Source organism: Nocardiopsis sp. B62 (assembly GCF_018070675.1).
Classification (GTDB): domain Bacteria; phylum Actinomycetota; class Actinomycetes; order Streptosporangiales; family Streptosporangiaceae; genus Nocardiopsis; species Nocardiopsis prasina.
This window is the reverse complement of the sequence record NZ_JAGPXK010000004.1, coordinates 19626-43606: the sequence shown is the minus strand read 5'-3', so window position 1 is coordinate 43606 and position 23981 is coordinate 19626. Positions and strand designations below refer to the sequence as shown.

Annotated in this window: 25 protein-coding genes and 1 CRISPR repeat array; of the genes, 15 read left to right on the top strand and 10 right to left on the bottom strand. The window is 70.3% G+C overall.

Going from position 1 to position 23981, the window contains the following annotated elements:
- Window positions 1-77 precede the first annotated feature (77 nt).
- Complete coding sequence (locus KBX21_RS06005) at window positions 78-788, top strand: GntR family transcriptional regulator (RefSeq protein WP_049575406.1); 711 nt, start codon at window positions 78-80, stop codon at window positions 786-788.
- A gap of 657 nt (window positions 789-1445) precedes the next feature.
- Here KBX21_RS06005 and KBX21_RS06000 read toward each other — a convergent pair.
- Entirely contained in the window at window positions 1446-2420 is a 975-nt protein-coding gene (locus tag KBX21_RS06000; RefSeq protein ID WP_210841277.1) for a phosphatidylinositol-specific phospholipase C, read from the bottom strand.
- Window positions 2421-2843: 423 nt separating this feature from the next.
- On the bottom strand, window positions 2844-3617 hold the full coding sequence (locus tag KBX21_RS05995; protein ID WP_049569024.1) for a DNA polymerase beta superfamily protein: 774 nt from the start codon (window positions 3615-3617) through the stop codon (window positions 2844-2846).
- A 250-nt stretch (window positions 3618-3867) separates the two neighbouring features.
- Between KBX21_RS05995 and KBX21_RS05990 the strand changes: the two genes are divergently transcribed.
- Complete coding sequence (locus KBX21_RS05990; RefSeq protein WP_210841276.1) at window positions 3868-4671, top strand: SAM-dependent methyltransferase; 804 nt, start codon at window positions 3868-3870, stop codon at window positions 4669-4671.
- 724 nt (window positions 4672-5395) lie between these two features.
- Here KBX21_RS05990 and KBX21_RS05985 read toward each other — a convergent pair.
- On the bottom strand, window positions 5396-6202 hold the full coding sequence (locus KBX21_RS05985) for a sulfite exporter TauE/SafE family protein (RefSeq protein ID WP_210841275.1): 807 nt from the start codon (window positions 6200-6202) through the stop codon (window positions 5396-5398).
- Between the two features lie 87 nt (window positions 6203-6289).
- Between KBX21_RS05985 and KBX21_RS05980 the strand changes: the two genes are divergently transcribed.
- Window positions 6290-7063 (top strand): helix-turn-helix transcriptional regulator, encoded by a 774-nt coding sequence (locus tag KBX21_RS05980; RefSeq protein ID WP_210841274.1) that lies wholly within the window; start codon window positions 6290-6292, stop codon window positions 7061-7063.
- Window positions 7064-7507: 444 nt separating this feature from the next.
- On the opposite strand, the gene paaK is transcribed toward KBX21_RS05980, so the two are convergent.
- Window positions 7508-8866, bottom strand: a complete 1359-nt coding sequence (gene paaK, locus KBX21_RS05975) for a phenylacetate--CoA ligase PaaK (RefSeq protein WP_210841273.1) — start codon at window positions 8864-8866, stop codon at window positions 7508-7510.
- A gap of 289 nt (window positions 8867-9155) precedes the next feature.
- On the opposite strand from paaK, the gene KBX21_RS05970 reads away from it, so the two are divergent.
- From KBX21_RS05970 to KBX21_RS05915, 12 genes are all read left to right on the top strand, one after another.
- A complete protein-coding gene (locus KBX21_RS05970) occupies window positions 9156-10391 on the top strand; it encodes a thiolase family protein (RefSeq protein WP_210841272.1) in 1236 nt (411 codons plus the stop codon).
- 71 nt (window positions 10392-10462) lie between these two features.
- Window positions 10463-11200, top strand: coding sequence for an enoyl-CoA hydratase/isomerase family protein (locus tag KBX21_RS05965; protein ID WP_210841421.1), 738 nt, complete (start codon window positions 10463-10465; stop codon window positions 11198-11200).
- Entirely contained in the window at window positions 11197-12081 is an 885-nt protein-coding gene (locus tag KBX21_RS05960; protein ID WP_210841271.1) for a 3-hydroxyacyl-CoA dehydrogenase family protein, read from the top strand. The genes KBX21_RS05965 and KBX21_RS05960 overlap by 4 nt, the downstream gene beginning before the upstream one ends.
- On the top strand, window positions 12078-12866 hold the full coding sequence (locus KBX21_RS05955; RefSeq protein ID WP_210841270.1) for an enoyl-CoA hydratase/isomerase family protein: 789 nt from the start codon (window positions 12078-12080) through the stop codon (window positions 12864-12866). The genes KBX21_RS05960 and KBX21_RS05955 overlap by 4 nt, the downstream gene beginning before the upstream one ends.
- Before the next feature lie 169 nt (window positions 12867-13035).
- On the top strand, window positions 13036-14001 hold the full coding sequence (gene paaA / locus KBX21_RS05950) for a 1,2-phenylacetyl-CoA epoxidase subunit PaaA (RefSeq protein ID WP_049569002.1): 966 nt from the start codon (window positions 13036-13038) through the stop codon (window positions 13999-14001).
- Window positions 13998-14309 (top strand): 1,2-phenylacetyl-CoA epoxidase subunit PaaB, encoded by a 312-nt coding sequence (gene paaB, locus KBX21_RS05945; RefSeq protein WP_049568999.1) that lies wholly within the window; start codon window positions 13998-14000, stop codon window positions 14307-14309. Before paaA ends, paaB begins: the two co-directional genes overlap by 4 nt.
- A 36-nt stretch (window positions 14310-14345) precedes the next feature.
- Window positions 14346-15224 carry a 1,2-phenylacetyl-CoA epoxidase subunit PaaC gene (paaC, locus tag KBX21_RS05940; RefSeq protein ID WP_210841269.1) on the top strand — a complete coding sequence of 293 codons (879 nt, stop codon included), beginning with the start codon at window positions 14346-14348 and terminating at the stop codon, window positions 15222-15224.
- The gene (gene paaD, locus KBX21_RS05935) at window positions 15218-15733 is read left to right on the top strand and encodes a 1,2-phenylacetyl-CoA epoxidase subunit PaaD (RefSeq protein ID WP_210841268.1); all 516 of its coding nucleotides are present in this window, start codon (window positions 15218-15220) and stop codon (window positions 15731-15733) included. The genes paaC and paaD overlap by 7 nt, the downstream gene beginning before the upstream one ends.
- 2 nt (window positions 15734-15735) lie before the next feature.
- Window positions 15736-16839, top strand: a complete 1104-nt coding sequence (gene paaE / locus KBX21_RS05930) for a 1,2-phenylacetyl-CoA epoxidase subunit PaaE (RefSeq protein WP_210841267.1) — start codon at window positions 15736-15738, stop codon at window positions 16837-16839.
- 41 nt (window positions 16840-16880) lie between these two features.
- Window positions 16881-17258, top strand: coding sequence for a hydroxyphenylacetyl-CoA thioesterase PaaI (paaI, locus tag KBX21_RS05925; protein WP_210841420.1), 378 nt, complete (start codon window positions 16881-16883; stop codon window positions 17256-17258).
- A 133-nt stretch (window positions 17259-17391) separates the two neighbouring features.
- Window positions 17392-18335: a CRISPR direct-repeat array (repeat unit 29 nt; unit sequence GTGAGCCCCGCGCACGCGGGGATGGACCG).
- 1005 nt (window positions 18336-19340) lie between these two features.
- Window positions 19341-20714, top strand: coding sequence for a Vps62-related protein (locus KBX21_RS27075; protein WP_210841266.1), 1374 nt, complete (start codon window positions 19341-19343; stop codon window positions 20712-20714).
- 12 nt (window positions 20715-20726) lie between these two features.
- Window positions 20727-21005 (top strand): ASCH domain-containing protein, encoded by a 279-nt coding sequence (locus tag KBX21_RS05915; protein ID WP_049568980.1) that lies wholly within the window; start codon window positions 20727-20729, stop codon window positions 21003-21005.
- An 84-nt stretch (window positions 21006-21089) separates the two neighbouring features.
- Here the strand turns inward: KBX21_RS05915 and KBX21_RS05910 are convergent, their stop codons facing one another.
- The 6 genes from KBX21_RS05910 to KBX21_RS05885 form a co-directional block, all read right to left on the bottom strand.
- On the bottom strand, window positions 21090-21686 hold the full coding sequence (locus KBX21_RS05910; RefSeq protein WP_210841265.1) for a DUF6879 family protein: 597 nt from the start codon (window positions 21684-21686) through the stop codon (window positions 21090-21092).
- 282 nt (window positions 21687-21968) lie between these two features.
- Window positions 21969-22208 (bottom strand): hypothetical protein, encoded by a 240-nt coding sequence (locus KBX21_RS05905; protein WP_210841264.1) that lies wholly within the window; start codon window positions 22206-22208, stop codon window positions 21969-21971.
- 109 nt (window positions 22209-22317) lie between these two features.
- Complete coding sequence (locus KBX21_RS05900) at window positions 22318-22536, bottom strand: hypothetical protein (protein ID WP_210841263.1); 219 nt, start codon at window positions 22534-22536, stop codon at window positions 22318-22320.
- Window positions 22537-22719: 183 nt separating this feature from the next.
- Window positions 22720-22938 carry a hypothetical protein gene (locus KBX21_RS05895; RefSeq protein ID WP_210841262.1) on the bottom strand — a complete coding sequence of 73 codons (219 nt, stop codon included), beginning with the start codon at window positions 22936-22938 and terminating at the stop codon, window positions 22720-22722.
- Window positions 22935-23351 carry a hypothetical protein gene (locus KBX21_RS05890; protein ID WP_049568965.1) on the bottom strand — a complete coding sequence of 139 codons (417 nt, stop codon included), beginning with the start codon at window positions 23349-23351 and terminating at the stop codon, window positions 22935-22937. Before KBX21_RS05890 ends, KBX21_RS05895 begins: the two co-directional genes overlap by 4 nt.
- Window positions 23348-23773, bottom strand: a complete 426-nt coding sequence (locus tag KBX21_RS05885; protein WP_210841261.1) for an ATP-binding protein — start codon at window positions 23771-23773, stop codon at window positions 23348-23350. Before KBX21_RS05885 ends, KBX21_RS05890 begins: the two co-directional genes overlap by 4 nt.
- Window positions 23774-23981: the final 208 nt, after the last annotated feature.

Here is a 23981-nt window from a genome sequence, read left to right as displayed (position 1 = left end):
ATAAGTACGGCGGAGTCTATGCTGAGTGAGACGGGGGTCACAAGCCCGTGACTGAGGATTCTGTGAGAGAGGTCATGATGGCCAGCGCGAGGACCTTCTCCAGCAAGGGCGGGCTGGCCTACACCGAACTGCGCCGCCGCATCACCTCCGGCGAGCTCGCCCCGGGATCACGCCTGTCGCAGTACGAACTGGCCGAGGAACTGGGGATGAGCATCACCCCTCTGCGGGAGGCGATCCGGCGACTGGTCAGCGAGGAGTGGGTCGTGATGGACGCCCACCGCGACGTGCGCGTGGCGCCCATGAGCGCCTCCGAGGCTCGCGAACTGCTGGAGGTCCGCTTCTCGCTGGAACCCTCGGCCACCGAGCTCGCCGCCCTGCGCAGGACGGAGGAGGAGATCGCCACGATGAGGGCGGCGGCCGACCAGTTGCTGCCGGTCACCCGCACCTGGGGTGAGGAGGCCATCGCGACGCATCGGGCCTTCCACCGGTCGATCTACGCCGCTTCCCACAACAAGGTGATGATCAGACTGCTGGACGACCTGTGGGACAAGGCCGACCGGTACCGGCGGATCGGGCTCGAGCTGCCCGCTGGTGCCGAGCCGCGCACCATCGACCTGAACCAGCACCACAGGATCCTGGAGCTCGTGATCGTCGGCGACGGTGCGGCCGCGGCCGACCTGGTGCGCTCCCACATCCGGAACAGCCTCGGTGCCATGGTCACGGACGCCCTTGAGGGGCTGGAGCGTGCCTACCATCCCATCGCCGCGCGTTCGACCGGGATCACCTGAGCCGCGAGCCCGTAGGCCACAGGGCCACGAGCCGGTCGCTCGAGGCGAAGCTGACGCCGCGCACTCCCAGGTGCGGGGGTTCAGCCATGGTGACCGGGTGGGCGAACGGTTCGATGGAGAAGGGGTCAAATCGGAAATCTACGACATAAAGGTGGGTTCCGTTCCGCGTCGCATCGTCGCGGAGAACTTGCCGGATTCACCCACCCGGGACATGCCGGAGTCCGTACTCTGGACCCGCGCGCAACGCGTGAGCGCCGGTGCGGAACGCGGTGGACGGGTGATCCGCACCGGCCGCCCCTTCGTACCCGTTTCCTTCTGGGGCAGGGTGCGTCGCCCCCCCCGGGCCGCACTGCTGCCACCCGGGGTCAGCCCCAGCCGGGGGCGGTGTGACCGGTCGGCCGACGACCCGCCTGCCTATGACGACCGGGCGGGGGCCGAACCGACCGCTTCAGTGGAGGTGCTGGCCGCCACCACCCAGCAGGGACGAATTCCACCCCGGCTGCCTTCGAGCGCACCTTGCGCGCTCTGCTGTCGGGCCACGTGCTGTGGGCGCCGAGCCTCCGAGCGGGGCTTCGATCGGAGAGGGCAGCGGGCAGGGGCAGCGGAGCTTTGACGCCCACCACTGCCCCCTCCACCCACTGCCCCTCCGCGAACGGCTCAGCCGGGGTTGTGGGCGATGACGAGGTCGGTCAGTTCCTGGCTGGGGAAGTCCATGACCACCACACCCGTGCGGGGCGCCTCCACGGGGCGCAGGTGGTCGACGGCGCGGGGGTTCACACCCCGGATGCCCAACCCGCCCAGGGCGACCTCGCGCGGGTTCGCGAAGGGGGCTCCGCTGCCGCTGAGGTGGTTGACGTAAAGGACGTCGTCTGCGCCCGAGGCGGTCCGCTCGAAGTGGGCGCGGGCCTTCTCCCACTTGGCGGGGATGTCGAAGAGCGTGGGCACCCGGTAGTCGTCCTGGATGTCCAGGGAGGACCCGTTCCAGTGGACGCCGTAGTCCCGGGAAGCGGAGAAGTCCTGCACGATGACGATGCGGCCGCGGACCTCGCCGAGGTCCGGCACGCGGTCCACGCCCTGTTCCGGCGCCCACAGGCGTTCGGTCAGGATGTCCCGGGTGTCCGGGTTCTCCTCGACGTAGTGGTCCAGGGTCTGTTCGTAGGACCGGGTGTTCTCCTCCTCGGTGTGCTCCTTCTTCATCCGCATGAGCACGGTCTCTGAGGGGTTCTCGTCTAGGAAGTCGCCGATGTCGGTCACCACGTCGGTGAAGTTCAGGTTCAGGTACTCGACACCATGGTGGATGGGGAAGGCGTCCCGGTAGTGGCGGGTGCGCACGTCGAGGAAACGCACCCCGGAGTCGAGCTGTTCGGTGAGGGTGAGGTCCTGCGTGCGCGACCACACGGAGCCGGTCCAGGCGCCGGTGTCGTGGGTGCCGGGGATGGACAGCGCCGACAGGCTCGTGTCGTCGGGGATCTGCCCCATCCAGGCGGTGCGCGCGACCGACGGGCCCTGTTCGGCGGCGGCCGGAGCGGCGGGGGCGAGCACGGACAGGAGTGAACCGGTGAGGAGGAGGGCAGCCAGGACCGGTCCGGTGCGTCGGGGGACAGCCGTGGCGGCGGAGGGGAGGGTGAGCATGGGGGTCCTTCGGGAGCGGGGGGTGCGGCCCTGGGATCGGGCCGCTTTCACCCTGCCACGCGGCGGCCACGTTGGCATCCCCCCTTCCTCTCGCGCTGGGCGGAGGAGACGGGTGACGGGCGCACACGTGCGCCCGTCGACCCGGTGCTGGGGCGTCCGCTCCTAGCGGGTCTTGACGACGGCCGCGATGAGACCGGAGATGATCATCATGGACAGGCTGACGATCATGAGCACGAACGCGACGGTTCCGACCATGGTGTTTCCTTCACTGTGTCGTCCCCCGGGCACCGCGTGCCGTTCCCCCGGCGCCCGGCACACCGGGACACCCGTGGTTTCGGGCGCGGCATGTTACCTCTTCGGTCCACAACCCTATCTCGCCGTCGCGAGGTCGCCGCGTCGGGTGCCCGCTCTGACCAGCGTGGTTCAGCTCTCGTTCCAGAACCGCTGGTAGGTCCCGACCAGCCAGCGGTCGGCCCAGTCGGAGTCGGGGCCTTCGGGCAGGTGGGAGGTCCGGCACAGCTCCTCCAGACGGTTCTCCAGTTCCCCCGCGCGCTCCAGGGCCTCGTCACGGGAGCGCTCTCCCCGGCGCAGGGCCAGCAGCCAACCCCGGTCGGGTTCGGGCATGGGCAGGGTGATGTCGCCGGTCTCCATCAGCTCGACGCCCTGGAGGCCCAGCCGGACCATGTGGTAGGCGTACTTGGTGTCGAAACCGTGCCGCTCCACCAGTTCGGGGCGGTTGGTGTGTCTTCCGCCCCGGGTGCCGGCCATGCGGTCCCGCTGGGCACGCAGGTAGCCCAGGAAGCGCTCTCCCGCGCGGCGGGACAGGAAGCGGTGGCCGTTGGCCCGCAGGTCGACGCCGATGGGTGTGAGGGTGGTGATCTCGTCCTCTGGGACGAAGAGCGGCAGCAGGACGGTGGGGTTTCCCTCCAGGGCCAGGCGGGTCCACTTGCGCAGTGAGTAGACGGTCAGGTCAAGGTCGCCGGGGCCCGAGCGGACGTGTTCACCCTGGTCGCGGAGGATGTACTGCTCGAAGGCGCGCAGACCGACGACGTACTCGGGCGGCTCGACGCAGATGCCCATCTCGTCGCGGTCGTTCTGGCCGTCGAGGTTGAGGCCGTGGACGACGGAGCCGACCTGACAGCGCAGGACGGTGCCCTGTGCGGCGATACGGGCGAACTCCTCACTGGAGTGCTTCACCTGAGCCTCCCGGTTCGGTGGATCGTGGTCGCAACCTATCGGGGCCGGGGTGGGCACCACGAACGGATTTCGGGGGCCGTCGCTCGTACGAGACCGTCTCAGAGGGCGCGTGGGGCGACCCGGGGCAACAAAACACTGATTTCCCTACAAACCAGGGCCTATGGTTCTTGCCGGGCACGCCCCGCGTCCGTTTAGCTGGTCCCGTACCCCGCCCGGCACCGGCCGGGCCCGGCAGTGGAGAGCAGGACCCGTGCCCCCCGAGAACACCGAACCCAGGATCGACACCACCGTCCCGCACAACGCCAGGATCTGGAACTACTGGCTGGGCGGCAAGGACAACTACCCCGTCGACCGGGAGATGGGCGAACAGATCCGTTCGTTCTTCCCTGAGATCGTCGACAACGCGATCGCGGACCGTGCCTTCCTCGTCCGTACTGTCACCTACCTGGCACAGGAGGAAGGGATCCGGCAGTTCCTGGACGTCGGTACCGGACTGCCCACCCACAACAACACCCACGAGGTCGCGCAGTCGATCGCACCCGACGCCCGTGTGGTCTACGTGGACAACGACCCGCTGGTGCTCACCCACGCCCGTGCCCTGCTCACCGGCACCGACCAGGGCGTGACCGACTACGTCGACGCCGACCTGCGCGACCCGGACTCCATCCTGGCCACGGCCGCCAAGACCCTGGACCTCGACCAGCCGGTGGCCCTGATGCTGCTGGGCGTGGTGAACTTCGTGGCCGACGACGCCGAGGTGCGCTCGATCATGGACCGGCTGCTGGACGCGCTCGCCCCCGGCAGCTACCTGGTGGTCTCCCATCCCACCGACGACATCGACCACGAGCGCGCCCACCAGGTGGCCGCCGCGTGGAACGAGAAGGGCACCCCCAAGATCACCATCCGCACGGCGGCGGAGATCAAGGGGCTCTTCGACGGCCTGGAGCTGCTGGAGCCGGGTCTGGTGTCCTGCTCGCTCTGGCGGCCGGGGCCGACCGAGGTGGGTACGCTCCGCCCGGTCGCCGAGTACGGCGGCGTGGCCCGCAAGGCCTGACCGCCCCGGCCGAACCGGCATCCGCCCCAGCCTCACCCCCCGGGGGGGGGGGGGGGGGGGGGACCAGCCAGCCGCGCGCACCGATCGACACCGACCACTGGCGCGTGCGGCTGGCCGCCCTCTGCGAACTCCACGGGGTCCCGGGCCCAGCTCGGCCTCCTGCGGGTCGGGTCCGGTGTGGAGGGCGACACCCTTCGCCCCTTGGGAATGACCCGTGACCGCACCCTGCCGGAGGAGGCCATGCTGTACGGTGCGGCGGTCGGCCACGTGCGGGGACTGCCCGCCCGGAGATCGCTCCTGTGTGGGGGATACCCCGATCCATGGGCCCGGCTGGCACCGTCCTGGCCAGCGCCGGGGACGTGCTGCGCTTCGCCACCGCCCACCTGCGCGGCGGTCTCGGCGCGGCCGCGCGCCACGTCCCGGGAGCGCCTTCCTGTACTCGGGCGGGGGAGCGCCCCCGCTTTCCAGGGGTGGCGCACGTATGTACTCGCGATCACGGTGCATGGGCGCTGTCGTAGCAAGTGTGGGTGGGGACCGCCCTTCCACTCTTGAGTGGGAGAGCGCTCCCCGAATCCCGGCAGAGCCGACGCTCCCGCCCCAACGGGCAGCGTCCACGCGGTGTGGGGCCAGCCGGTCCGCGACGGGCATGGTGTTCGGGGGTGATCCTGTCGCGCCTGCCCACGGCGCTGACTCCTGCCACAGGTGTCGCGAACGCGGTGCTCCCTCACAGCACCAGGAACACCACCAGCACCACGGCGAGCAGGAGCACGTACGACACGGCGTGCGCGCGGTCGGGGATCCGGCCGACGTGGCGGCGGACCAGGGCGATGGTGGGCAGCGACCCGGCCAGCAACAGGGCCCCGGCCACCAGGTCCACCGAACCCAGGTGCCCCTGGTCGGCTCCGGCGCCGCCGGTTCCCCACAGCGCGTAGACCAGCGTCCCGGCGAGCGCGACCGGCACCGTGAGCGGGTTGGCCATCGCGGTGGCCTCACTCATGGGCAGCCCGCGTCGGCGCAGCAGCGGCACGGTCATGACGCTGCCGCCCACCCCCAGGAAGCCGGTGACGGCGCCGATGCCCAGCCCCACTGTCCGGGTGACTCCCAGGCGCGGGACCCGTGGCGAGGTGCCCGGTGAGGCCGTCAGGAACCCCCGACGCAGGAGGCTGTCGGCGATGGTCACCGCCAGGTAGACCACGAACAGGGCGTGTTGGACCGCGCCGCCCGCCATCGTGGCGGCCAGCGCCCCGATGGCCGAGCCGATTCCGATGGGGGCGGCCAGGGGCCACAGGTGTTCGCGGCGCAGGCGCCCGGCACGGTACTGGGCCCAGGTGGCGCTCAGGGAGTTGACCACCATGACCGCCGTGGAGGTGGCCACGGCCACGGCCATGGCATCGACGCCCGGTTCGGCGCGGGCCAGGGTGACCGCGTAGACGACCGGAACGGTCACGAAGCCGCCGCCGAAGCCGAACACGACCGTGGTGACGCCGGTCAGACAGCCCAGGGCCAGGAGAACGAGGATCGAGGAGAGCACCCGCACCACGGTAGGGAGGTGTGGGGTTGGCGTGCATTCGATGAAAGGACACGAATGATCGTGTAACAGACAAGATAGCGTCGGTCCGTGCGCAACGTCCCCGTGTCCGAAGTCGACCACATCGACCGACCGGTGCTGGCCATCGGCACTGACTACCCGCCCGGGTTCCTGCTGGCCCGACACCGGCACCGGCGTGCACAGTTCCTCTACGGCGCCACCGGGGTGATGCGGGTGGTGACCGACGACGGCGCGTGGACCGTGCCGCCGCAACGGGCGGTGCTCGTGCCCGCCGGGACCGACCACGAGGTCACGATGGAGGGGGTCAGCACCCGCAGCCTGTACGTGGAACCGTCGGCGGTGCCGTGGTTCCCCGCCCGATGCCAGGTGGTGGAGGTGTCCGCGCTGCTGCGCGCGCTGCTGTTGGCGGCGGTGGACATCGAGCCCCGACACGAACGCCACGGTCGGGACGCCGCCCTGGTTGATCTCCTCCTCCACGAGCTCCGGGGGCTGGCGCCGCTGCCGTTGGACCTGCCCCTGCCGCGCCACGAGGGGCTGCGCGCCCTGTGCGAGGAGTTCCTGGAGGCTCCGCGCGTCCACGATCCGCTGGCCCGGTGGGCGGGACGACTGCACGTGAGTGAGCGCACGGTGAACCGGCTGTTCCGGGCGGAGACCGGGATGGGGTTCGCGCGATGGCGGCAGCGGGCCTGTGTGCTGCGTTCCCTTCCCGAACTGGCTCGGGGTGAGGCGGTCGCGCGGGTCGCCTCGGATCTCGGCTACGACAGCCCGGCGGCGTTCTCTGCGGTGTTCGCGCGCCTGCTGGGGACCAGTCCCCGGGACTACCGCTCCGCCGCCACCCCGTAGGCCGCCGGGCACGGGACCCCTCATCGAGTGGCGCGGCATCCTCGTCGGGTGCTGGGGGTGCTGGGGGTGCTGGGGGTGCTGGGGGTGCTGGGGGTGCCCGCAGCACCGCTGTTCCGGGTGCCCGACGGAGCTTCCCGGCCGGTGTCCTGTACCCCGCGCGGGAACGGTGGGGAGGGGCCTGCGAGCCGGGCCGCCGTTCGTCGTGTCCGGCACCCGCGCGGGGACGTTGGACTGGCAGCGTTCCGAGGCATCCACTTCGGAGTGTCCGGCACCCGTGCGGGGACGGTGGGGATGGGTCCGGCACCCGCGCGGCCGTGGCGTCGTGACCTGGCACCCGAAGAACGGGGGCCATTGCCGAGGGGCCCGGCTCGCTGTTGCTCCGGAGCTCCTGGGTCTCCGAGGTCCTGCGGCCCCGCGCCGGGAGCCCGGCGCGGGGCGAGGCCGCTACTCCCTGGGGCGCTGGTCGATGATGCGGCGGAACTTGCCCACCGAACGCTCGATCTGCTCGGGGTCGACCACGTCCACGGTGACGCTCACACCGACGCGGTCCTTGATCGTCGCGGTGATCTCCCGGCTCAGGGTGGTGCGCCGGTCGGTGGTGCAGTCCGGCGCGGCCTCGACGCGCACGGACATGCGGTCCAGGCGACCCTCCTTGGTGAGCACCAACTGGAAGTGCGGGGCGAGTCCGTCCAGACCCAGCACGATCTCCTCGATCTGGGTCGGGAAGACGTTGACCCCGCGCAGGATGATCATGTCGTCGCTGCGGCCGGTGATCTTGTCCATGCGTCGCATCGGGCGGGCGGTGCCCGGGCGCAGTGTGGTCAGGTCGCGGGTGCGGTAGCGGATGATCGGCATGGCCTGCTTGGTGAGCGAGGTGAAGACCAGCTCGCCGTTCTCCCCATCCGGTAGCACGTCCTGGGTGACGGGGTCGAGCACCTCGGGGAAGAAGTGGTCCTCCCACACGTGCAGGCCGTCCTTGGTCTCCACACACTCGTTGGCCACGCCCGGGCCCATCACCTCGGAGAGGCCGTAGATGTCCACGGCGTTGATGTCGAAGCGCTCCTCGATCTCCAGGCGCATCCGCTCGGTCCACGGCTCGGCGCCGAAGATCCCCACCTTGAGCGAGGTCGTGCGCGGGTCGATGCCCTGGCGCTCGAACTCGTCGAGCAGGGTCAGCATGTAGCTCGGGGTGATCATGATGATCTCGGGCCGGAAGTCCTGGATGAGCTGGACCTGCTTGGCGGTCTGGCCGCCGGACGCGGGGATGACGGTGCAGCCCAGCTTCTCCGCGCCGTAGTGGGCGCCGAGCCCGCCGGTGAACAGGCCGTAGCCGTAGGAGACGTGGACCTTGTGGCCGGGGCGTCCGCCGGCGGCGCGGATCGAGCGCGCCACGACGGTGGCCCAGGTGTCGATGTCCTCGCGCGTGTAGCCGACCACGGTGGGCTTGCCGGTGGTGCCGCTGGAGGCGTGGATGCGGCTGACCTGCTCCTGTGGCACCGCGAACATCCCGAACGGGTAGTTGTCGCGCAGGTCGGCCTTGGTGGTGTGCGGGAAGAGGGCGATGTCCTCCAGCGACCTGAGGTCCTCGGGGCGTACCCCGGCCTCGTCGAACTTGCGCCGGTACAGGGGCACGTTCGTGTAGGCGTGCTCCAGGGTCCAGCGCAGACGCTCGAACTGGAGGGAGCGCAGCTCGTCGACACTCATGCGCTCGGCGGCGTCCAGCGACTCGGGCTCCGGGGCCCGCCCGAGGCGCCTCTGGAGAGCGGTGCCGGCCGACTGCGTGGTGGTGTCCTGGCTTGCCATGGGCCTCTCCGGGTACTGTGCACGGTGTTTCCGCCGGGCCGGGCTCGGTCGGCCGTCCCTGAGGAGGAGGCGGGGCCCGCCGTGCGAAGCCGCGGCACACTTTCTGGCGGTCCAACCGCTCTGAGGTGGGTCTTCGTCGGTCCGCGGTGGGGACCGACTTGCTTACTGACCGAACGTTCGGTTACTAATGCATTTATTCAGTCTCCGCGTGGCTGTGTCAAGGAGACGTGTTGAAGAGTTCACACAGGACGGTGGCACACGCCACCGCAGTCAACAAGGGAGGCCGTTCGTGAGCGACGTCTACGTGGTCGACGGGGTGCGCACCCCTCAGGGCCGTTACGGGGGCGCCCTCGCGGCCGTTCGCCCCGACGACCTCGCCGCCCGGGTGGTGGCCGAGGCGGTCCGCCGTGCCGGGGTCCCGGGCGAGGACGTGGACGAGGTGATCCTCGGTGCCGCCAACCAGGCCGGTGAGGACAACCGCAACGTCGCCCGGATGGCGGTCCTGCTGGCCGGGCTGCCCTCCACGGTCCCCGGCTACACGGTCAACCGCCTGTGCGCCAGCGGGCTGACCGCCGTCGCCTCGGCCGCTCAGGCGATCCGTGCGGGCGAGGCCGACCTCGTGGTCGCCGGTGGCGTGGAGTCGATGACCCGCGCCCCCTGGGTGATGGCCAAGCCCGGCACCCCCTGGGCCAAGCCGGGCGAGGTCGCCGACACCTCCCTGGGCTGGCGCTTCACCAACCCCCGCTTCGCGGCCGCCGACGCCGAGGTCGCATCGGAGGCCACCCCCGAGGAGCTGCGCTACACGCTGTCGATGGGGGAGACCGCCGAGGAGGTCGCCACACTGGAGGGCCTCACCCGCGAGGAGTGCGACGCCTTCGCCCTGCGCAGCCACGAGCGGGCCGTGTCAGCCGCCCAGGCGGGCCGGTTCGCGAACGAGATCGTCCCCGTCACCGTGCACGGCCGCAAGGGTCAGACCCACGAGGTCACCGAGGACGAGGGGCCCCGCCCCGGCTCCACCATGGAGAGCCTGGCCAAGCTCCGCCCGGTCTTCCGACAGGGCGGCATCGTCACCGCGGGCAACTCCTCCTCGCTCTCCGACGGCGCCTCCGCGCTGGTCCTGGCCAGCGCCGAGGCCGTGCGCCGGTACGGCCTGACCCCGCGTGCCCGCGTCGTCGCCTCCGCCTCGGCCGGGGTGGACCCGCAGGTCATGGGGCTCGGTCCGGTTCCGGCCACCCGCAAGGTCCTGGGCCGGGCCGGATGGGCGCTCGACGAGGTCGGCGCGGTCGAGCTCAACGAGGCCTTCGCCGCCCAGTCCCTCGGGGTGATGCGCCAGCTGGACCTCGACGAGTCCCGGGTGAACGCCGACGGCGGCGCGATCGCGCTCGGTCATCCGCTCGGCTCCTCCGGCGCCCGACTGGTGGTCACACTCATGAACCGCATGGAGCGTGAGGACGCCCGGCGCGGCCTGGCCACCCTGTGCGTGGGAGTGGGGCAGGGGACCGCGCTGCTGGTGGAGCGCCCGTGACCCCGAACCCCGACCGGCCTGGCCCGGGGCCGACCGGCAGCCCCCAGTCCCCGAACGAGAACGGCCAGCCCATGGACTTCGAGACCCTGCGCGTCGACTGGCGCGAGGACCGCGTGGTGGTCGAGCTGCACCGCCCCGAGGCCCGTAACGCCATCAACGGACGGATGATCGCCGAGCTGCACGAGGTGTGCGCCCGGATCGAGGCCGACCTCCGACCCCTGCTCCTGACCGGCCACGGCACCGTGTTCGCGGGCGGGGCCGACATCTCCGAGCTGCGTGAACGTGGCCGTGAGGAGGCACTGGCCGGGATCAACAGCCGCCTGTTCGAACGCCTGCACCGGCTCCAGGCCCCCACCGTGGCCGCCGTCGACGGTTTCGCCCTGGGCGGCGGCGCCGAGCTGTCCTACGCCTGCGACATCCGGATCGCCACCCCCACCGCCGTGTTCGCCCAGCCCGAACCGGGTCTGGGCATCATCGCCGGAGCGGGTGCCTGCTGGCGCCTGAAGGAGCTCGTCGGTGCCTCGGTGGCCAAGCAGGTGCTGCTGGGCGGGTTCCGTCTGGACGCCGAGGCCGCGCTGCGCCACGGCCTGGTCGCCGAGATCGTCCCCTCCGAGGAGCTGCGCGAGCGAGCGCACGCCCTGGTCGACCGGATGGTGGCCTCCTCGGCCATGGCGCTGCGGATGACCAAGCTGGTGCTGGATGCCGAGGGCGTGCACCCCCTGGCCGACGACCTCACGCAGGCGGTGCTGTTCGAGAGCGCCGACAAGCACGACCGCATGACCCGTTTCCTGGAGAGGAAGAAGCGTTGAGCGAGATCACCCCGCAGGGCGTGCCCGACACCGTCGCCGTCATCGGCGGCGGCACCATGGGCGCCGGAATCGTCCAGCAGTTCCTCATGGCTGGGGCGAGCGCGGTGCTGGTCGAGGCCACTGCCGAGGCCGCCGAGGCGGGGCTGGGGCGGGTCCGCGCCGGGCTGGACAAGGCCCGTGAACGCGGCAAGATCGACGCCGAGCCCGCCGCCTACCTGGCCCGCATGAGCACCGTCACCGACGCCTCGGACCTCCCGGGCGACACCGGGCTGGTCGTTGAGGCCGTCACGGAGAAGCCCGCGCTCAAGATCGCCGTGCTCACCGCGGCGGAGGCCGCCGTCGGCGAGGACACCGTGCTGGCCTCCAACACCAGCTCGCTGTCGGTCACCGAGCTGGCCGCCGCGCTCAAGCGCCCCGGTCGGTTCCTGGGCACGCACTTCTTCAACCCGGTCCCCGCCTCCAAGCTCGTGGAGATCGTGACCGCGCCGGAGACCGACCCCGCTGTGCTGGAGACGGTGCGCGGCTGGGTCGGGGCCCTTGGCAAGACGGAGATCGTGGTCCGGGACGCCCCCGGGTTCGCCACCAGCCGCCTCGGCGTGATGCTGGGCCTGGAGGCCATCCGCATGGTCGAGGAGGGTGTGGCCTCGCCCGCCGACATCGACACCGCCATGGAGCTCGGCTACCGCCACCCCATGGGCCCGCTCAAGCTCACCGACCTGGTCGGACTCGACGTGCGCCTGGCCATCGCTGAGCACCTGGCGAGCGAACTGGGGGACCGGTTCTCGCCCCCCGAGCTCCTGCGCCGTAAGGTCGCCGAGGGCAGGCTCGGCCGCAAGAGCGGCGAGGGATTCCACCTCTGGGACAAGGGAGACAAGGCGTGAGTGAGGACAGGGCCGCGGAGTTCGGCGAGGTCGACGGGCTCGCCACCATCAGGCTGCACCGTCCGGGGCTGACCCGGAAGGCCAAGGAGGAGCTGCTGGAGGCGGTGACCCGGGCGGCGGAGTCCACCACCGCGCGGGCGGTGCTGTTCCTGGGGTCGGACCGGGCGTTCTGCCTGGGCCAGGACCTGGCCGAGCACGCGCGGATCCTGGAGGAGACCCCGGACCAGGCGCTGACCACGGTGCGCGAGCACTACAACCGGATCGTGTTGGCGCTGGAGAGCATCCAGGTGCCCGTGGTGGTCGGGATCGGCGGTGCCTGCGTGGGAGCCGGGCTGGGGTTCGCCCTCGCCGGTGACGTGCGCGTGGCGGCGGGCAGGGCCAAGTTCGGCACCGCGTTCACCGGGATCGGCCTCGCCTCGGACTCCGGTCTTGCCCTCCGGCTGGTCCGCTCGCTGGGCCAGGCGCGTGCGATGGAACTGATGCTGCTGGGCACGGTGTTCGGTGCCGCGCGCGCCCAGGAGCTGGGCCTGGTCACCGAGGTCGTGGCTGACGAGGACTGGGAGGCGCGCGCCCGCGAGGTGGCCGCGCAGCTGGCCTCGGGGCCCACGGCGGCGTTCGTGGCGGCCAAGCGCGAGGTGCGCTCGGCCGCCGATGGTCAGAGCGACCTGCCCGAACTGCTGGAGGAGGAGGCCGACCTCCAGAACCAGCTCGGGGTGACCGCCGACCACGTCGGTGCGGTCTCGTCCTTCCTGAACAAGCAGAAGCCCACGTTCACCGGCCGGTGACGGGTCCGGTTCTGCCGTCCGGCGCCGGAACACGTCTCGTGCCGGGGCGAGGGCCTGCGCGAACAAGGTGACCAGCCCCGATTCGGGGGTCCGGGGACTTGCGTCGGACCCCCGAATCCGGGGATACTAATTACTGACCGAACGTTCGGTTATGAATGGGGATTGATCAATGCCGACCACGGCCCAGGAAGCGCCCCCCGGCGCGGACGAGGCACTCCAGGTGGAGTTCGACGCCCGCATCGCCGCCAACCAGCGCGTCGAGCCGCGTGACTGGATGCCCGAGGCCTACCGGAGGACCCTCGTCCGCCAGGTCTCCCAGCACGCCCACTCCGAGATCATCGGCATGCAGCCCGAGGGCGACTGGATCGCCTCCGCGCCCAGCCTGCGCCGCAAGGCCATCCTCCTGGCCAAGGTCCAGGACGAGGCCGGGCACGGCCTCTACCTGTACGCGGCCGCCGAGACCCTCGGAGTCGACCGCAACGACCTCACCGAGCGGCTCATCGAGGGCCGCCAGAAGTACTCCTCGATCTTCAACTACCCCTCGCTGAGCTACGCCGACGTGGGCGTGATCGGCTGGCTGGTGGACGGCGCCGCGATCTGCAACCAGGTCCCGCTCTGCCGCACCTCCTTCGGCCCCTACGCCCGCGCCATGGTGCGCATCTGCAAGGAGGAGTCCTTCCACCAGCGGCAGGGCTACGAACTCCTCATGCGCATGATGGAGGGCACCGAGGGCCAGCGCCGGATGGTCCAGGACGCCGTCGACCGCTGGTGGTGGCCGTCCCTGATGATGTTCGGCCCGCCCGACGCCGAATCGCCCAACACGCAGCAGTCCATGACCTGGGGCATCAAGATCGACACCAACGACGACCTGCGCCAGCGCTTCGTCGACATGACCGTTCCCCAGGCCGAGAAGCTCGGAGTCACCCTGCCCGACCCCGAACTGGTCTGGAACGCCGAACGGGGCCAGCACGACTTCGGTACCCCGGACTGGGACGAGCTCAAGCGGGTCATCAAGGGCAACGGCCCCAAGAACGCCGAGCGCGTCTCCCGCAGGCGCGCCGCGCACGAGAAGGGCGCGTGGGTCCGCGAGGCCGCCACCGCCTACGCCAGGAAGCAGCAGGAGGCCACGGTATGAGCAGGAACGACGACGCCACCCCGGCTCGCCCCGAGTGGCCCCTCTACGAGGTGTTCGTCCGCGGCAAGCGCGGCCTCAACCACGTGCACGTGGGATCGCTGCACGCCCCCGACGCGACCATGGCGCTGCACAACGCCCGCAACCTCTACACCCGCCGCAACGAGGGGGTGAGCATCTGGGTGGTGCTCGCCGAGGACGTCACGGCCTCCAGCCCGGACGAGAAGGACCCCTACTTCGAGCCCAGCGGTGACAAGGTCTACCGCCACCCGACCTTCTACCCCATCCCCGAGGACGTCCCGCACATCTAGGGGGACCACGGTCGGCACGACTCTTCAAGGACAAGCATGAGTGGCGAGAACATTTTCACCGGACTCACCGAGGAGCACGACGGCGACGCCCGCTGGGCCTTCGGGACCGGCTTCACCGAGGCGCTCGCGGGCGTGGACACCACCCTGCCCGCCGGGGTCGACGGTGCGGACCTGGCGGTCTACTGCCAGATGCTCGGCGACGACGCGCTCGTCCAGTCACAGCGCCTGGTCCAGTGGGTGACCGACGCCCCCGAACTGGAGGAGGAGGTGGCGCTGGCCAACATCGCCCTGGACCTGCTCGGCCAGGCCCGGCTCCTGCTGGCCCGCGCCGGACAGGCCGACGGCACCGGCCGTGACGAGGACGCCTTCGCCTACCACCGGGACCCCGCGCAGTTCCGCAACGTGCGCCTCACCGAGGCCCCGCGCGGCGACTTCGCCCACGCGATCGCCACGCTGCTCGTCCTCTCCTCCTGGCGGTTGGCCCTGTTCACCCGGCTCGCCGACAGCGCCGACCCGGTGGTGGCCGCGATCGCCGCCAAGGGCGTGAACGAGCTGGCCTACCACCGCGAGTACGCCGTGGCCTGGACCCTGCGCCTGGGCGACGGGACCCCCTACTCCCACGAACGCATGGGCGCGGCGATCGCCGACGTGTGGCCGCTCACCGGCGAACTCCTCGCCACTCACCCCCTCGAAGCGGCGCTGGCCGCCCAGGGTGTGGCCGTGGACCCGGCCTCCGTGCGCGACGAGGTCCACGACGTCCTCACCCAGGTGCTGACCGCCGCCACCCTGCCCGCACCCGAAGCCTTCCCCCGACCGGCGGTCGCCGGACGCGACGGCGAGCACACCGAACACCTCGCCCCGCTGCTGGAGGAGCTCCAGAGCGTGGCCCGGGAGCACCCGGAGGCGACATGGTAACCACCACGGACACCAGGCAGCTCCTCTGGGATGCGGCCGCCGCGGTCACCGACCCCGAACTGCCCATGCTCACCCTCGCCGACCTCGGCATCCTGCGCGAGGCCACCGTGGAGGAGGACGGCACCGCCGCCGTGTGGATCACGCCCACCTACTCCGGGTGCCCCGCGCTGGCGGAGATGCGGGTGGACGTGGACCGCGCCGTCCGCGCCGCCGGGTTCGACCGGGTCGAGGTGCGCACCGCGCTCTCCCCGGCCTGGACCACCGACTGGATCACCGACGAGGGCCGACGCAAGCTCACCGAGCACGGCATCTCACCCCCCGGCGGTGCGCCCAAGCGGCAGGCGGGGCCCGTTCCGCTCATCCTGATGCCCACCCGCACCGTGCCGCGCTGCCCGCTGTGCCGTGCGGCCGACACCGAGGAACTGTCCCGGTTCGGCTCCACTTCCTGCAAGTCTTTGCACCGCTGCCGGTCCTGCCTCGAACCGTTCGAGCACGTCAAGGAGATCTGACCGTGTCCACACCCGTCACCGAGACCGCCGGGGCCCAGGTGCGCGGCCGCGCCGCGTTCCACCGGCTGCGCGTGGCCGCCGTCGAGCGCCTGTGCGACGACGCCGTCGCGGTCACCTTCGACGTCCCCGATCACCTGACCGAGGAGTTCGCCTTCGCGCCCGGCCAGTCGCTGACCCTGCGCCGCCAGGTCGACGGCGTGGAGGAGCGGCGCAGCTACTCCATCTGCTCCGCCGTGGGGGAGGCGCCCCGCGTTGGGGTACGCCTGGTCGCCGGAGGACTGTTCTCCAGCTGGCTGGTCCGTGAGGTCGAGCCGGGCTTCGAGATCGAGGTGGGCGTGCCCACCGGTCGGTTCAGCCCCGACCTCACCCAGGCCGCGCGCCACGTGCTCGTGGCAGCCGGTTCGGGGATCACGCCGGTCCTGTCCATGGCGGCGTCCCTGCTGCGCCGCACGGACTCGCACGTCACCCTCCTGTACGGAAACCGCCGCAGCGACACGGTGATGTTCGCCGACGAGATCGCCGACCTCAAGGACTCGTTCGGGCCCCGGTTCGAGCTCGTCCACGTGCTCTCCCGCGAGCCGCGTGAATCCGAGTTGTTCACCGGCCGACTGGACGGCGCGAAGCTGGACGCGCTGCTGTCCACCATCATCGCCGCCGACGCGGTCGACCACTGGTGGCTGTGCGGGCCCTACGGCATGGTCACCGACGCGCAGGAGGTCCTCGCCCGGCACGGTGTGGAGGGGGAGCGGGTCCACCAGGAGCTGTTCTTCGTCGAGGGGGCGGAGCCGCCGCCCCAGGCGCGCCACGAGGAGCCCGAGGTCGAGGGTCCGGCCAGCGAGGTCACCGTCGTGCTGGACGGCCGCACGACCACTCTGACACTGCCCCAGGGTGTGCCGGTGCTGGACTCCGCGCAGCGCTACCGTCCCGACCTGCCGTTCGCCTGCAAGGGTGGGGTGTGCGGTACCTGCCGGGTGAAGGTCTGTGACGGTGAGGTGAAGATGCGCCGCAACTACGCGCTCACCCCCGCCGAGGTTGAGGCCGGGTACGCGCTGGCGTGTCAGTCGTTGCCACAGACCGACACCGTCACCGTGGACTTCGACTCGTGAGCGGTGCCGCGTCCGAGGGACGCAACGAGACCGCGTGGCGGATGTTCGAGGCCGACCGGGCTTCCAAGGGACTGGGGATGCGCCTGGTCGAGGCCCGCGACGGGTACGCGGTGGTGGAGATGGTCGTGGGGCCGCTGATGCTCAACGGCTACGACATCACCCACGGCGGGTTCGTGTTCGCGCTCGCCGACACCGCCTTCGCCTGCGCGTGCAACCTGGACGGCGGCGACGTCACGGTGGCTTCGGGCGCGGACGTGACCTTCGTGGCCCCCACCAAGGAGGGGGATCTGCTGGTGGCGACCGCCGAGGAGAGGGTTCGGTTCGGGCGCAGCGGCGTCTACGACGTCACGGTCCGTCGGGGTGACCAGGTTGTCGCGGAGTTCCGGGGTCGAAGCCGGAGTCTTCCCCAGAGGAGTTGATGGTGTGGGGGCCGGGGTTTGGGGCTGGGGACTGAGGGTCCCAGGGCCCCGGCCTCTGACATCATGTGCATTAGATGTGTGGCTGTGAAGGTCAAGCGGAGATAACGGCCCGCGTTGTCGCAGGTCATTAAGCGTGAGCCCCGCGCACGCGGGGATGGACCGCCGAGGAGGTCAGCGCGGAGGGCATACCTCCGGTGAGCCCCGCGCACGCGGGGATGGACCGCGGGCCAGAAGTACCCCCCGCGCACCGAGGGCGTGAGCCCCGCGCACGCGGGGATGGACCGTTCAGCCCCAGCTGACCGCTGTCGTCGTCCATGTGAGCCCCGCGCACGCGGGGATGGACCGTTCAGCCCCAGCTGACCGCTGTCGTCGTCCATGTGAGCCCCGCGCACGCGGGGATGGACCGGTGGGCATGGACTTCACGTTCGTCCGCCAGAAGTGAGCCCCGCGCACGCGGGGATGGACCGTCGTAGTCGGCGTCGACGACCTGTTCCATGCCGTGAGCCCCGCGCACGCGGGGATGGACCGATCGTCTGCCGACCCGCACAGATGGTCTCGCTGTGAGCCCCGCGCACGCGGGGATGGACCGATCACCCTGCAAACCGTGGGGGGTGAGCGGACGTGAGCCCCGCGCACGCGGGGATGGACCGGCGAAGCGGTCCCCACCTGGTCCGGCGGGGAAGTGAGCCCCGCGCACGCGGGGATGGACCGGAGGGCCACGTCGTGGGCAGGGACGCGTACTGGTGAGCCCCGCGCACGCGGTGATGGACCGTCACCGGACGCTTTGGGATGGTCCGCCCGAGCGTGAGCCCCGCGCACGCGGGGATGGACCGACGGTCTGCGGGATAACCGGATAGATCGCTCGGTGAGCCCCGCGCACGCGGGGATGGACCGATTGACGCGGCCGTGACTTTGGTCATTGCTCGGTGAGCCCCGCGCACGCGGGGATGGACCGGCGGTGAGGCGGTAGAGCCGCTCGCGGAGCATGTGAGCCCCGCGCACGCGGGGATGGACCGCCCGGCCGAAACCGGCCGGGCCCTCCTGCATCGTGAGCCCCGCGCACGCGGGGATGGACCGACCACCCCCATGACCCAGCAGGCCGCCGCGTGGTGAGGGTGGCGTTACAGCACTGGCTTGTCTCGGTCCGCCTTCAGATCCGACTTGGTAGGACTCGCTGCATATCGCGCCCAGAGCGCCCAGAGCGGCACGGAAGCAGTCAGCGGGATCAGCGCCATCACCATGGACCGGGCCCGCGCGTTCATGCATATCTCATCCTGGACCAAGGCCACCCCCTCTCGGTACGTGTAGAGGTTCGTGGATGGGCAATCAGGGCGAGGCGTTTCCAGCACGATGGCGGGTTGAGGGGGTGGGGCCAGCAGCATCCAAATGGTGATGAACCACAAGAGCAGCGCCCATATGAGGACAAAATTGTGAAACTTCAAGACGGTCCTGTCGTTGGAAGACGGGCCACCGAAGAATTTCATTCCTGTATTTCCATGTCATCCCTTTGGCCCGATCTGGTCAGTCAGGTTTTGAAGAAAGGTTCACCCCCATGACCCCCAACAGGTCGCCGTGAGCCCCGCGCACGCGGGGATGGGCCAGTGATCCACTACAAGGACCGGGTCCGCAGTCGACGGACTGCCTGGCCCGGGGACCCAGGCCCGAGACGACCAGAGAGTTACAGAAGACGCTGAACTCCGGGAAGTGCTGAGCCGAGTGCGGCCCGGCACCCCTAGGGCGCCGGGCCGCTCGCGCTGTTGTCTGAGCGCCCAGTCCGTCCCGTGGTCATCTCCAGCGTGTGGAATTCACCCTGGGGCATCGATGGTGAACGGTAGTTGGCAACTCGTGGGTGAGTGACCTTCTGGTCCTGTGCAGCGAAGCCTCACGGACGCCCCTTTCCCTTGGCGAATTGATCAACTATGAAGCACTCGATCACGCTTTGTGCTCGACCAAATAGGCCCCATCAGTCGTTGGTGGTTTTCGTGGGTGCCTCGGGGTCATGACAGGAGGGCTGCCAAGAGCAGCGGAGGAGACCCCTCTTCAACTAGGACATCCCCCGGCTTACTTCAGAAAGGCGGCAGAGTGAAGAACGCGAAGTCGTTCGGCGAGCTCTTCGTTACCCATGTTGAGAACTTCACCGAGTACTGGCACGACGGCGGCTCGCGAAGCCAGAAGCCGGTCGGTTTCTGGCAGCCCAACATCCCGGACAACTATCGGGCGCTGGGCACGGTCGCGATCCCGGGGTGGGGCTCCAAGAACCTCCCGCACGCGGGGGTGCATGTGGTGGACGAACACGTCGTGGCCATCTGTGTGAGGCAGAACCCGACCGTTCCTGCCGCGCGCCCCGAGCCCTCCCTGGCCGACCCGGTCGACTACGAGCTGGTTTGGGACGACAATGGCTCCGGGGCCAGGTACAAGTGCTCCCTGTGGCGCCCCATCCCGCCTGAGGGCTACGTGGCCATGGGCCTGGCGGCTTCCAACGACTCCTACGACAAGCCACCGCTGGACGCGGTGGCCTGCGTTCGCGAGGACCTCACCTACCGTGCGGTGGCTTCGGACGAACCCGTCTTCACCGGCCAGGGACTGGGCACGAAGCACGACGTCAGCGTGTGGCGCAACAACGCGCCCCCGAAGTACGTCGACAGCCCTGACAGCTCCCACGTGCTCATCGCGCCGAACACCTACGTCGCCCACACGTCCACCGATCAGCCCAAGCATTTGCCTGAGATGCGTGTGCTGTGCCTGCCGGTCCCCTCCGACAAGAACGTCCGGCCACCGCAGCCGGAGCTGGAAGGTCGCACCTCCCCGGCTGGCATGACCCCCGAGTTGCTCACGAACGCCGCGTGGCTTCCCTTCGAGGCGGTCAAGGACGACGAGCGGTCCACCGAGTGGAAGCTGGCGAACTCGCCGTTCTACCGGGTGGAGCGCAGGGCATCCTGGACCCTGCTGAAGTTCTTCAACAACACCACCGACGCCGCCCAGAACGTCGGCACCACGGTGACCACAGGGGTGGAGGAGGAAGAGGCCCAAGCCTTCAGCGTCAACACCGGGTTCTCGTATGCGGGAACTGGCGGCTTCTCCATCGGTGTGGTCACCGCCTCTGTCACCACGACCCTGAGTCTGGACTTGGGCTTCTCGCGTAGCAGGTCCACCAAGAAGCTGGAAACGCGTGCTGACAACGTGAGCATCAATGTTCCGGCGAACCACGCCGGGGCGCTGTGGGTGGCGACCAACTCGCTCCAGGTGGTCCGTGGCGATGGAACCCTCGTGTCGGAGCCTTTGGTCTTCTACTCCTTCGACAACTTCCACGCGGATCAGTTCCCGGACAACCCGGAGCACACGAACGTGACCACCACGGGCGGGGCCCCGACCCAGGTCGGCATCATCAAGAAGCCCGGGACCGCGGGCAAGGCCACTGCTGGTGTGGGGGCCTCCAAGCGCTCCACGAAGGCTTAGCTTCCCGGGACGTTGACGACCGAGATCAGGGTCAACGACTCATCCCGCAAGCGGCTCAAGGAGGGCGACCTGTTGCGGTTCAAGTGCCGCGACGAGGAAGTGCTCACGCGGATCACCCGGGTAGCCCGCTACACGGACTTCGATGAGATGTTCGACCACGAACCGATCTCGTCGGTCAATCCGACCGCGTCCCGCGAAGACCAGCTTCGTAACATCCGGGAGATTTACCCGCCCGAGCGTGAAGCCCTGGGGGTGGTCGCGATCGGCATCGAACTCGCGCGGAACTGCTGAGCTCGCTCGCCAGGGCGACGCGAGGGCCTTCGACTCACTGAAGCGAGGGCCCTCGCGGCCGTACAGGCAATGAACAGGTGAATTTCACCGGTGTTCAAGAGGCGGGTCGAGGTCGAGCAGATCCTGGCCGTGCGACCACAGCCTGCCGAGGCCCACTCGGGCGTGCTCGGTGACGGCGGGGCCGTCCAGGTGCACGGCGCCGTCCGCGATCTGGTCGGGTGTCGTGCACAGCCGCCAGGTGGTGTCCCCGTACACGGTCACCTCGGGTATCCGAGTCCCTTCGTCGCTGATGACGCGCACGTTCTCGCCGAGCCGGGCGAGGTGTCTGACCGCCTCCAGGGCGAACGCGTTGTACCCGCCCATGATCACCGGGGCGATGACAATACGGCGCAGGGCGACCCCGGCCAAACGGCGCGCGCGGAGTTCGGCCCGCAGCGTGGGGAGGTCGTCGTTGAGCCGTTCGAACGCTTCCTGCTCGCGTCCTGCCTGCCAGGCCTCCCAAGCGGGGTCGTGCGGCAGGCGGGTGGAGAGGGTGTCCACCCGCCATGCGATCCCGGCCGAGGAGGGGGCTGTGCGCACGCCTCGGAGTTCGGTCCGGTACTCGTCACGGGTCAACCGGGCACCTCTCGCCTGGTTGAGGGTGTCCCAGATGGACGTGGTCCTCATGGCACGGCGGGTCATCGGGTCTCCTCATGGACTGGTCCGGGGTCGGAGAGGGCGGTGGGTGAGGGGCCGAGGGTGAAAGGTCGAAGCCCCTCGGCCCCCGTGAGGGCCATTCGCGGCGTGCGTGGTCTCCACTCCGAGGCACGCCGTCATCCAGCCGGTCCCTCACATGCCCGGAGCCCGCTCCCTTGTCCGGGCTCCGGGAAAGGGAGCCGCGCTCCCGCTGGTGTGCCCCTCGGGGGCGCGGCAGTTCGGGTGGGCCACCGATCCCGCGGAGCAGTGGCCCTGGTGCATCGCTGGCTACGCGGACACCAGCACTCGGCGCCACGCAGGGGGGCACGCTGCCTCACCCGGCGCGGCGGCCTGGTCCAGCTGTTCCTCCATCTCCTCCAGAACGGCTGCGGGGTCGTCCTCCGTGGCGCTGAGCAGGGCGGTGGCCAGAATCTCGTTGCGGCGTCGTCGTGGCGCGGACGCGGTGATCGAGGCGGGGTCGGCCCTGAGGTGGTGGGCGACCTCGACCAGAAGCGCTTTGAGGTCCATGTCCATCGGGGGTCCCATCGTCGTTCGGCTCGGGTGCGGTTTGTGGGTGGTGCGGTGGCGGAATCCTCGCCGGGGGTGTCCGAAGGAGGTGCGTCACCACCACACCGGTTCACGGGAGGCGGGCGAGGAGCTGGCGGACGCCCACCGCGAGTTGGGCCATCTGTGCGTCGGCGAGTTCCTGCTCGGCCTGTTCGCTGGGGTTGGCGATCCTGTGCAGCACCGCGAGACCGGAGCGGGTGGCGGCTGCTCGGCGTTGCCGGTCGGCCATCACCCGAGGGGCTTGGGCCTCGGCCCAGTCCATGTACGGGGGGAGACGGACCGGGTACATCACCGGACCTCGAGAGCAAGTTGCTCGAGGTCACGGATCGGGTCGTGTGGGGTGGTCACTCGGGTTCCTTCTGGTGTGCTTGGTGCCCGGGGTCCGCCGCGTCAGTGGACGGACCCCGAGGTGTGGCCTTGCAGGAACCCCACCGTGTGGACGGCGGTAGGGGTGCGTCGGCGGGTCACTGGTTCAGCGGGTGGTGTGCTGGTCCAGGAACTGGGCGACATCGTCCAGCGAATAGAGGATGTCGGTGTGCCCGCCCAACCTGGTGAGCGCGTAAGTAATGCCGGTGTGGTCGCGGCCCTGGGTGAGGACGAACCCCGGCCCGGTCGTCGCCGCCCGCCACCGAAGGTCGGCATATCGGGCGCGCAGGTCGTTGATCTGGGGCAGGAGGTTGCTCCGGATCACGTGGACCTCCCCGTGATCATGTAGTCGACGACCGCGAGGTCCTGGGGGCGCACGGGGTACGTGGCGTCCCCCAGCACGGCCAAGCGGCGGACGCTGCTCGCGGATTTTGGTGTCGCCCACTCGTCCGGGGGCCGGGCGGGGTATTCGTAGGTCCACCACAGGGCGTCCGGGCCGGGCTGGTGCAGGCGCAGGCAGACAGCGGCGACGGGCTTGTGTCCCACGGGGCGGTCGTTCTCCCAGTACCGATTCTGGTAGAGGCGGGCGTCCACGGACCACTCGGCGTGGTCGGCCTCGGGGGTGTACCCCGACTGGACCAGGACTTTCGTCATGGTGGTGAGTGCCCGCAAGGCGCGGGTCGACGGCCTCGGAGCCTGTTGGTGGTAGGGGACCATCGACAGGGTCAGCACGGTCATCGGGTCACCTCCGCGTACACCCCGGTGCCGATGGTCGCGACCCCCCACGACCTGGAGAGCGCGTCCACGATCCCGAGCCCGCGGCCGTGCTCGGCCGTCAGCTGAGGCGTGCGGCGGGTGGGGGTACGGCCCTGGCGGGGTCCGGCGTCGCGGACGGTGACACGGATGTGGTCCTCGTGGAGGGCGAGGCGGATGGTGAACTTCCCGCCCCTGCCGCTGTGGGTGTGGTCGAGGGCGTTGGTGGCGAGTTCGCTGACTACGAGGGCGAAGTCGTCGGGGTTGGGGATGCCCCAGCCGGGCTTGTTGAGGGCGGCGAGGGCCCACTTGCGGGCGTCGGTGACGCCTTCGGGGGTGCCGTTGAAGGTCGCGCGGCGTTCCTGAGTTGGCCTGGTGCGTGGGGTTTTGGGGGCGGTATGCTGCATTCGTCTTCACCTCGGTGCTGTCGGGGTGGGGGCCTGCCCCGGGCGACCGCTCTCTACTTCGGTCACCGGGGCTCTATTTTGTTCTGGGGGTCGGCCCGCCCTTTGCCTCCGAGCTGGGCGGGCCGACGTTTCTCCCACCCGGTCAAGGGCGGGGTGTTCAGGGTGGCCACCCCATGGGCCGTGACACCCGTGGGATGGCCGTTCAGCT